This is a genomic window from Psychromonas antarctica, from assembly GCF_022267535.1.
In the GTDB taxonomy this organism is placed as follows: Bacteria; Pseudomonadota; Gammaproteobacteria; order Enterobacterales; family Psychromonadaceae; genus Psychromonas; species Psychromonas antarctica.
The window spans coordinates 1-9,077 of sequence record NZ_JAHNZV010000107.1 but is presented as its reverse complement, the minus strand read 5'-3'; the positions used below and the strand labels follow the sequence as shown (position 1 = coordinate 9,077).

The following is a 9,077-nucleotide window of genomic DNA, read 5'->3' as shown; positions in this document are numbered from 1 at the left end:
GTTAGTTTTGCGTAGTTCAAGGCGAATCATCGCAGCAATAACTGGTTATTGCTAGATGATTTAACGCAGAAATACGCGTAAATAACGGTACTGTATCGTTTAGCTTATCCAGAATTGAGGTTACTTATGTACTTAACTCAGAAAAAGAACATATCTTGCATTTTACTTAAAGAACTTGGGGCGTGAACTTTAGTCCACTTATAAATAAAAAAAGCGGACTAAAGTCCGCGCCCCAAAACCATGCTAAAGCTTATCAATAAAGCAAAGAGATTAACTCCTTACTAAAAAGTATACTTATATGATAAAAATAGCTTTAACCGTCTTTATTCAGGCCATATTTTTTCATTTTTTCAACGAGCGTGGTACGGCGCATCGATAACAGATCCGCCGCATGAGAAACAACTCCCTCTTGACTCTCTAATGCTTGTCGGATCATCTCAATCTCAAACTCGGTTATTTTATCTTTAAGGTTCATGCCATCGACAGGAAGGTGCCCTAGAAACCCCAGCGACTCATCAAATGATTCAGAGTCTGAAGTCGTTGGCCCACCCGTAAACATATCACAAAGAGCATCTCGCTCAGCCAGCTCTTCTTGCTCTGGACTATATTGAATTTGCTCAACATAAAGACCTTGCGCATCAATATGACGATATTTAAGCGGCAGATCGCCAAGATCGATAATTTTATTGGCATGTAAAATAAGCAATCTTTCGAGTAGATTGGACAACTCACGTACATTACCCGGCCATTCATGCTGCATTAATGAATCAAGTGAGCGCTGGGTAAAACGCAATGTCGCTTTATGATCAACCTCTAAGCGTGATAAAAGCTCCTGCAGTAATAGAGGGATATCTTCTTGGCGATCTCGCAGTGGTGGTTTCTCAATGGGGAAGACATTCAAGCGGTAATAAAGATCTTCTCGAAACTTACCTTCACTAATTAACTTTTCCAGATCCCGGTGAGTAGCAGCAACAATACGCACATCAGCCTGTAAAGATTTTGTTCCACCCACTCGCTCAAAAGTGCGTTCTTGTAAAACGCGTAATAATTTGACTTGCATCTGCATCGGCATATCGCCAATTTCATCTAAAAATAGTGTTCCCCCGGCCGCTAACTCAAAACGCCCTTTACGTGAAGAAAAAGCGCCAGTAAATGCACCTTTCTCATGGCCAAACAGTTCACTTTCAAGTAATTCAGAGGGAATAGCACCACAGTTAATGGGCACAAAAGGCCCTTTCTTGCGGTTTGATATTTCATGAATAGCGCGAGCGACCACTTCTTTACCAGTGCCCGATTCGCCGAGAATAAGTACATTGGCATTACTATCGGAAACTTGTTCAACCAGATAGCGAATCTCCTGTATACGTAAACCGCGTCCTACCAAGGATGACATCAAATATTTACTGGCTTTGTGCAGTTTTTTACCCGGATTACAGAACGATTGACAGTAATGCAGTAATTGCGTTAATTCAGCATGAACGATAGGTAAACTTAATACACCTATATGGTTTTTTTGAGTACTATCGACTTGCCCAGATAAGGTTAAAATAGGCGTATTAGCAAACTCTTTGAAAAATTGTTCAGGGGGGGAGCCCGCTCCTGAAATAATACATAATGGGCTGAGTTCATTTACTTTAGCTGACAACTCTACTGCCGTTATCGCTTTACAGGTCTCACCAATAAAATGTAAAACAGTTGCTAATGTATCGTATTGCACTTGGCTGGTGTCAACCAAGTAAATTGGGGCGCGCGATTCCATAAAAATCCATTTCCAAAATTAGACGCCGTTGAGTCTATCGCATATTTGCTAAATGGAGAACTATAAATGTCAAAAACATGACGATCACCGTATTCTGACAGCAAGGATAATAGCGAGGTGGTCATATAATCAACAATAATCTCGTTTTCAGTATAAATTGATAACTGGTATGTATATTGCTTTAAAATAGTTTAGTGGGTAAAACCCCAATAAAATTTATTTATAAACCAAATAAAACGTCCAAATAAGCAAAATGCTCTTAAAAAAGATGCATTTATTCATAGCAGACGTAAACTAATCAGAGTTTAATTTAAAGCAGTAATAAGGAAAATTAGTTATGCGCGGTTCTATCAAAAAATATCAAAACAACAATATGGCCTATGTGGAGCAAGCTGATCCGCATACCCTAATCTCACTGATAATGCAGCATATACTAGGCAACTTAGCCGCCGCAAAAGGAGCTATCGATCGTAAAGATATTGAAAGTAGAAATAAAATGCTCGGTAAAGTAATCGGTCTAATTGGCGAATTACAAAATAGTTTAGATATGGAAAAAGGCGGTGAAATCTCGACAAACCTTTATAACTTGTACGCTTATATGATAAGCCAAGTGAACAAAGCCAATATGAAGAATGACGGTGCGCCATTAACTGAAGTTATCATGCTGATTTCCGAAATAAAATCTGGTTGGGATGGTATTCCCATGGACATTCGCCAGCAATACAAAAAATAGTGCAAACGAAAGAGAAACGCGCCTCTATAGCTGAAAAATAGCTGAAACGAAATCTGACTAGGTTAGTATAATCTTCTCCAATATATTCACCGATAAGATGGTAAAAATAATGCACACTAAAATAGAGCAACAACTTGACGAACTGTTTAAGCTTGAACAACAGCTGACTACTTTTCTTGATGAAGAAAAGTATGAGTTATTTCAACAGCAGCAAGATATTTTTTCAGATAAAATTAAAACGTTATTAGATCGCAACTCAGCTGAAACATTAAACACAGTTATAGAACAACTTAAAATTCTTGAAACGAACATTGCCACACTGCAAAATAAATCTAAACAGTATTTTAAGCAATTAAAAGAACAGTCCTTGCTGCAAAAACGCAATAAAAGCAAAATAAAGGCTTATAAATAAGCCATAATAAACAATTAATTAGCCATTTCCAAAAGCGAGAAACGTTATGTTCAATAATCAATCAATATTGATTACCGGTGGCACTGGTTCATTTGGCAAAAAATATGTTAAGACCTTACTTGAACGTTATAAACCTAAAAAGATCATAATTTTTTCCCGTGACGAATTAAAACAGTTTGAAATGCAACAGATTTTCAATGACCCTTGTATGCGTTATTTTATCGGCGATGTGCGCGATGCAGAGCGTGTTCAACGAGCCATGTCTGGTGTTGATTATGTGATCCACGCAGCCGCCATGAAACAGGTCCCCGCCGCTGAATACAATCCAATGGAATGCATTAAAACCAATATTATGGGGGCCGAGAATGTCATTATGGCGGCCATGGATAACAAGGTAAAAAAAGTAATCGCCCTTTCAACTGACAAAGCAGCCAATCCGATTAGTCTTTATGGCGCAACAAAACTTTGCTCGGATAAACTTTTTGTTGCGGCAAATAATATAGTCGGCTCTAAAAGTACTATTTTTTCAGTCGTGCGTTACGGCAACGTAGCAGGCTCTCGAGGCAGTGTGGTGCCTTTTTTCAAAAAAATCATCTCCGAGGGGTGTGATCATATCCCAATTACTCATAGCGAAATGACGCGTTTTTGGATTACCCTGCAACAAGGCGTTGATTTTGTTTTAAAAAACTTCGAGCGCATGCACGGTGGCGAAATATTTGTCCCTAAAATTCCATCAATAAAAATAATTGATCTTGCGCAGGCTTACGCACCACAATTACCAGTGAAAATCATAGGTATTCGCCCAGGTGAAAAAGTGCATGAGATAATGTGCCCATCAGATGAATCACATTTAACACTCGAATTTGAAGACCATTTTGTATTAAGACCAAGCATTCGCTTTTTTGAATGTGAAAGTGATTACACACATAACGTTATTGGAGAAATAGGAAGCCAAGTTGAACAAGGTTATGAATACCATTCTGGTAATAACCCTCACTTTCTTAGTGCGCAACAAATAATTGAATTTGATAAGCTAATTTAACGCTATGATTCCCTACGGTAAACAAGAAATTAATCAACAAGATATTGATGCTGTTATTAAAGTATTACAATCAGACTTTTTGACGCAAGGTCCTCAAGTGGTCCTTTTTGAGCAAGCACTCAGTATCCGCTGCAATGCGCAATATTCAGTGGCCGTCAATTCGGCAACATCCGCACTGCATATTGCCTGTCTTGCACTGGGTGTCGGCAAAGGGGATATTGTGTGGACCACCCCGAATACTTTTGTCGCTTCAGCCAACTGTGCTTTGTACTGCGGTGCAAGCATCGATTTTGTGGACATTGATGCCGATACCTATAACCTATGTCCAATACAGCTTGAACAAAAATTAATTAAAGCCAAAAAAGATAACTGCTTACCTAAGGTTGTGATCCCTGTTCACCTTGCGGGACAATCTTGTGCTATGCAGGAAATCCATCAGCTTAGCTTGGAATATGGTTTTTCTATTATTGAAGATGCCTCGCATGCCATTGGCGGTTACTATCGAAATCAACCCATCGGTAATTGTCTGTATAGTGATATCACAGTCTTTAGCTTTCATCCGGTAAAAATCATAACGACTGCTGAAGGTGGTGTTGCGACCACCAATAATCCAACACTGGCGAGTAAAATGAATCTATTTCGCAGCCACGGTATAACTAGAGATGAAAAGTTAATGACAGAGCCGTCTCATGGCGCTTGGTATTATCAACAGATAGATTTAGGCTTTAATTACCGCATGACAGATTTACAAGCAGCACTTGGTATCAGCCAATTACAGCGCTTAGATGAGTTTGTTGCACGTCGTCAGCAGCGAGCTGAATATTACAATAAAGCACTCGCTGATTTACCCCTTTTTTTACCTAAGCAATTAACAGAAACAAAATCATCTTGGCACCTTTATATTATTCAATTAGACCTTCATAAAATAGCGTCAAGCCATCAACAAATATTTAATGCGTTAAGAGAAGCCGGAATTGGTGTTAATCTGCACTATATACCTGTACATATGCAGCCTTATTACCAAGCACTTGGATTCCACCTTGGCAATTTTCCTAATTCTGAATCCTACTACTCCCAGGCAATCAGCATCCCTCTTTATCCGATGCTATCTCAAGTTGAACAAAATCATATTATCGACACACTTAAAAAGGTGCTGCTATGAATATTGCTATTATCCCGGCGAGAGGTGGCAGTAAACGCATCCTTCGTAAAAACATCAAGCTATTCCTTGGGAAGCCAATTATTGCATATTCTATCGAAGCCGCTAAACAGTCTGGCTGCTTTGATAAGATTATAGTTTCAACTGATGATCAGGAAATTGCCAACGTCGCATTACAATATGGCGCAGAGGTACCATTTGTACGCCCAGCAAATATTGCAGATGATTATGCGACGACAATTGATGTAATCCAACACGCGTTGAGCAGCTGTGAAAAGCTAAATTGGGATATTGAATTAGCTTGCTGTATTTACGCTACGGCCCCATTTATAACTCCAGAGTCACTTCAAAAAGGCCTCAAATTACTAGAAGCTGAGAATCTTGAGTATGTATTCAGCGCAACTTCTTTCGCTTTTCCTATTCAGCGCGCTATTACTTTAGATGAACAAGGGGCAGTGAGCATGTTCTATCCCGAGTATGCTAATACCCGCTCGCAAGATTTACAGGAAGCTTTTCATGACGCTGGACAGTTCTATTGGGGAAAAGCAAAAGCATTTAGAGAAGGCAAAGCAATTTTCTCAGAACACTCCAAGGTGGTGCTACTTCCAAGAATAAGAGCGCTGGATATTGATACCCCTGAAGACTGGGAGTTAGCCGAGGCCTTATTTGCAGTTTAATAAAAGCAATACAACGCAAGTAATCATTCGCGCAGATGCTTCCATTTATATTGGCAGTGGACATATCATGAGATGTCTTGTTCTCGCTGAATCATTAAAAGAACAAGGATTTCACGTTGCCTTTGCTTCACGACCGCAGCAAGGAGATATGATTGATTATATTCGCCATAAGGGCTTCATTGTCCACGAATTACTGCAACCTAAAGTCTGGCTAAAACCATCTCATAATTCCGACTACCAAGCTTGGTTACAGGTTACTTGGCAGCAGGATGCCAAAAACTTGATTGAGTGCATTGCGAGTGCTGATTTGATCGTGGTTGATCATTACGGTATTGGACATAAATGGGAAAAAGAGATCACAAAAAATTTAAAATGTAAGCTATTTGTTATTGATGATTTAGCCCGTAAGCACAATGCGGATTTAATACTCGATCAGACATTCTTACGAGATAAAAGTGCATACTCAATAGATTGCAGTGATGCAGTCATTCTGGCTGGCAGTCAGTATGCGATTATAAATCCTCTTTTTCATGAATATAGAAAAAAATCGATAGCGACAGAAAAGATAATAGACAGCCATAAAGTGCTACTCAGTATGGGAGGAGTAGATCAGCCGAATGCAACTCTTGCGGTACTAAAATCATTCGCAAATGGTGTAAATCCTAAGCCTAAAATAACGGTTTTACTAAATTCCCAAGCGCCACATTATGAAGCAGTTAGAGAATTCAGTAAGCAAAATGAAAACTGGGTAACCCATATAAACTTTGTCGAAAATATGGCTGCAATAATGTCACAACATACGCTAGCTATTGGCGCTCCTGGCTCCACCTCATGGGAAAGAGCTTGTTTAGGAATTCCAAGTATTATCGTGCCCCTTGCTGAAAACCAAAAAACAATCAGTCAAAATCTGGAATCGGTAAATGCTGTTATTCGAATAGATTTAGACGATATACCATCAAAGTGCATTGCTGCTTATCAAACATTAATAAATAATTGGCCTGATTATCACCGAGTTAATTTACAGATTTGTGATGGGCTTGGAGTCCAACGGGTCGTTGCCAAAATTGAAAAATCGCTCATAAACTTTAACAAAAGAAAATAATTTATGATGAAAGTGACGCTCTTATGTACTAACTCTTTTCACCCAGTTTACCACTATTTAAAAAAGTGGTGCTCTGAATACAAAGACATATACGATATTCAACTGCTTGAAAGCGCCAAAGATATAAAAAAATGTGGTGATATTCTTTTTCTCGTTTCATGTTCTGAAATTGTTAACAAACAGACGCGGGATCTATTTAGGTACACCCTCGTTTTACATGCAAGTGATTTACCTAAAGGTCGAGGCTGGAGCCCGCATATATGGGACATTGTGAATGGAAAAAACGAGTTAACCCTTTCCCTATTAAATGCTGGTGATAGCGTAGATACTGGTGATATTTGGAAAAAAAAGAAGTTACAACTACAAGGCACAGAATTATATGATGAAATTAATCATCTGCTATTTAGCGCAGAAATTGAATTAATTACTTGGGCTTGCGAAAATGTAGATATATGTAAACCCAAAAAACAGGATTCAGCAGAAAGTAATTACTGTCGAAAAAGAACACCACTCGATAGCGAAATTGATCCAAATAAAACAATATCAAAACAATTCAATTTGTTACGAGTAAGTGATCCTGAACGTTTTCCTGCCTTTTTCACTTTGAACGGTAAAAAATATAAAATAATTATAGAGAGGCAAAAATAATGGATGCATATATCGAAATAAATAATCGCAAGATAGGGCCTGACTACTCTCCGTATATTATTGCTGAATTATCCGCAAATCATAATGGTGATATTAATCGTGCATTTAAAATTATAGAAGAGGCGAAAAAAGCAGGGGCGGATGCAATAAAGCTACAGACCTATACCCATCAAACTATTACCATAGATTGTGATTCTGAAGAATTTCAAATTCATGGAGGATTATGGGACGGCCAAAGCTTATATCAATTATATAAAGGAGCACATACGCCCTGGGAATGGCATAAACCATTATTCGAGAAAGCAAAAGAGTTAAACATCACTATTTTTAGCTCACCATTTGACTCTACTGCTGTAGATCTATTAGAAGAGTTAGATGCCCCCGCATACAAAATAGCCTCTTTTGAATTAATCGACTTGCCATTAATTGCACGGGTCGCGAAAACCGGTAAGCCAATGATCATGTCTACCGGTATGGCAAATACAGAGGAAATTCAAGAAGCAGTTGATACCGCGAGGGAGAATGGTTGTAAAGAACTCATTGTGTTGCATTGTGTTAGTGGTTATCCGACTCCTGCAGAGCAATATAATTTAAGAACCATCGCGGATATATCTTCTAGGTTTGATGTTCTTTCAGGCTTATCTGATCATACCATTGATAACGCCACAGCCATTGCCTCTGTTGCAATGGGAGCGTGTCTAATAGAAAAACATGTGACTTTAGACCGATTGGGTGGAGGAGTCGATGATAGCTTCTCGATAGAGCCTCACGAATTAGCCGCATTATGTAAAGACAGTAAAACTGCGTGGCAAGCACTTGGTAAGGTAAATTATCAGCGTACCGATTCTGAGAAAGATAACACTAAGTTTCGACGCTCACTTTATGTTGTTAAAAAAATAATGGCTGGAGAAAAGTTTACTGCAGAAAATATCAGAAGTATTCGACCCGGTTTTGGTTTGCCACCAAAGCATTATGGTTATTTAATTGGCAAGAAGGCTTGTTATGAACTCGAACATGGCACAGCAATAAAATGGGATATGATTCAAACAGATACTGAAAAAAATATCGATAAGTCGACTTAATTTATCAGAAAACCGAGTCATAAAAAATATTGGCATCCTTTCCCCCTCTGAAGGGATATTTACATTAACGATGAATAAACAAAAATTTCTGTTTATATTTTACAGGTGAGGCAATTAATATGGATAAAACAGTCAAGGAAATTCACGCGAAAAGAAGCGTTTTGTACCAAGCTAGTATTAATAATCATAATAAATATATTGATCAAAACACTGGATTGTTTGCTACTAAATTTGTAGAAAAGCGAGATTGTCCCGTTTGCAAAAGTGCTAGCTATAGCAACATTTTTTCAAAAGAAGGCGGAACCTATGTAAAGTGTAAAACCTGCCAGATGATATTTCTCAACCCAGTTTTTACTGATGAAGCCCTAAATAATTACTATAAAAACAACCATGCACTGCAATCGGATATCGTCGAAAATGATCAAGAATTTTACTTTTCAATATATAACAAAGGCTTAAATTG

9 protein-coding genes and 1 pseudogene are annotated in these 9,077 nt (G+C 38.4%); 9 read left to right on the top strand and 1 reads right to left on the bottom strand.

The features are described from left to right. Positions 1 to 313 precede the first annotated feature (313 nt). A complete protein-coding gene (locus KSO91_RS14540; RefSeq protein WP_238743758.1) occupies positions 314 to 1,759 on the bottom strand; it encodes a sigma-54 dependent transcriptional regulator in 1,446 nt (481 codons plus the stop codon). A 337-nt stretch (positions 1,760 to 2,096) separates the two neighbouring features. Here KSO91_RS14540 and fliS point away from each other — a divergent pair, with 337 nt between their 5' ends. The 9 genes and pseudogenes from fliS to KSO91_RS14495 form a co-directional block, all read left to right on the top strand. Then, on the top strand, positions 2,097 to 2,492 hold the full coding sequence (fliS, locus tag KSO91_RS14535; protein ID WP_238743757.1) for a flagellar export chaperone FliS: 396 nt from the start codon (positions 2,097 to 2,099) through the stop codon (positions 2,490 to 2,492). A 109-nt stretch (positions 2,493 to 2,601) separates the two neighbouring features. Then, complete coding sequence (locus KSO91_RS14530; protein WP_238743756.1) at positions 2,602 to 2,904, top strand: hypothetical protein; 303 nt, start codon at positions 2,602 to 2,604, stop codon at positions 2,902 to 2,904. Between the two features lie 46 nt (positions 2,905 to 2,950). Beyond that, positions 2,951 to 3,946: a UDP-N-acetylglucosamine 4,6-dehydratase (inverting) gene (gene pseB, locus KSO91_RS14525; RefSeq protein WP_238743755.1), complete on the top strand. Its 996-nt coding sequence runs from the start codon at positions 2,951 to 2,953 to the stop codon at positions 3,944 to 3,946. A 4-nt stretch (positions 3,947 to 3,950) separates the two neighbouring features. Beyond that, positions 3,951 to 5,108, top strand: coding sequence for a UDP-4-amino-4,6-dideoxy-N-acetyl-beta-L-altrosamine transaminase (gene pseC, locus KSO91_RS14520; protein ID WP_238743754.1), 1,158 nt, complete (start codon positions 3,951 to 3,953; stop codon positions 5,106 to 5,108). Further along, on the top strand, positions 5,105 to 5,782 hold the full coding sequence (gene pseF / locus KSO91_RS14515) for a pseudaminic acid cytidylyltransferase (protein ID WP_238743753.1): 678 nt from the start codon (positions 5,105 to 5,107) through the stop codon (positions 5,780 to 5,782). The genes pseC and pseF overlap by 4 nt, the downstream gene beginning before the upstream one ends. Next, on the top strand, positions 5,772 to 6,884 hold the full coding sequence (pseG, locus tag KSO91_RS14510; RefSeq protein WP_238743752.1) for a UDP-2,4-diacetamido-2,4,6-trideoxy-beta-L-altropyranose hydrolase: 1,113 nt from the start codon (positions 5,772 to 5,774) through the stop codon (positions 6,882 to 6,884). Before pseF ends, pseG begins: the two co-directional genes overlap by 11 nt. Before the next feature lie 3 nt (positions 6,885 to 6,887). Beyond that, positions 6,888 to 7,532, top strand: a complete 645-nt coding sequence (locus tag KSO91_RS14505; RefSeq protein ID WP_238743751.1) for a UDP-glucuronic acid dehydrogenase — start codon at positions 6,888 to 6,890, stop codon at positions 7,530 to 7,532. Then, on the top strand, positions 7,532 to 8,614 hold the full coding sequence (pseI, locus tag KSO91_RS14500) for a pseudaminic acid synthase (RefSeq protein WP_238743750.1): 1,083 nt from the start codon (positions 7,532 to 7,534) through the stop codon (positions 8,612 to 8,614). The genes KSO91_RS14505 and pseI overlap by 1 nt, the downstream gene beginning before the upstream one ends. A gap of 119 nt (positions 8,615 to 8,733) precedes the next feature. Beyond that, positions 8,734 to 9,077: pseudogene (locus KSO91_RS14495) on the top strand (hypothetical protein); the annotation flags it as partial.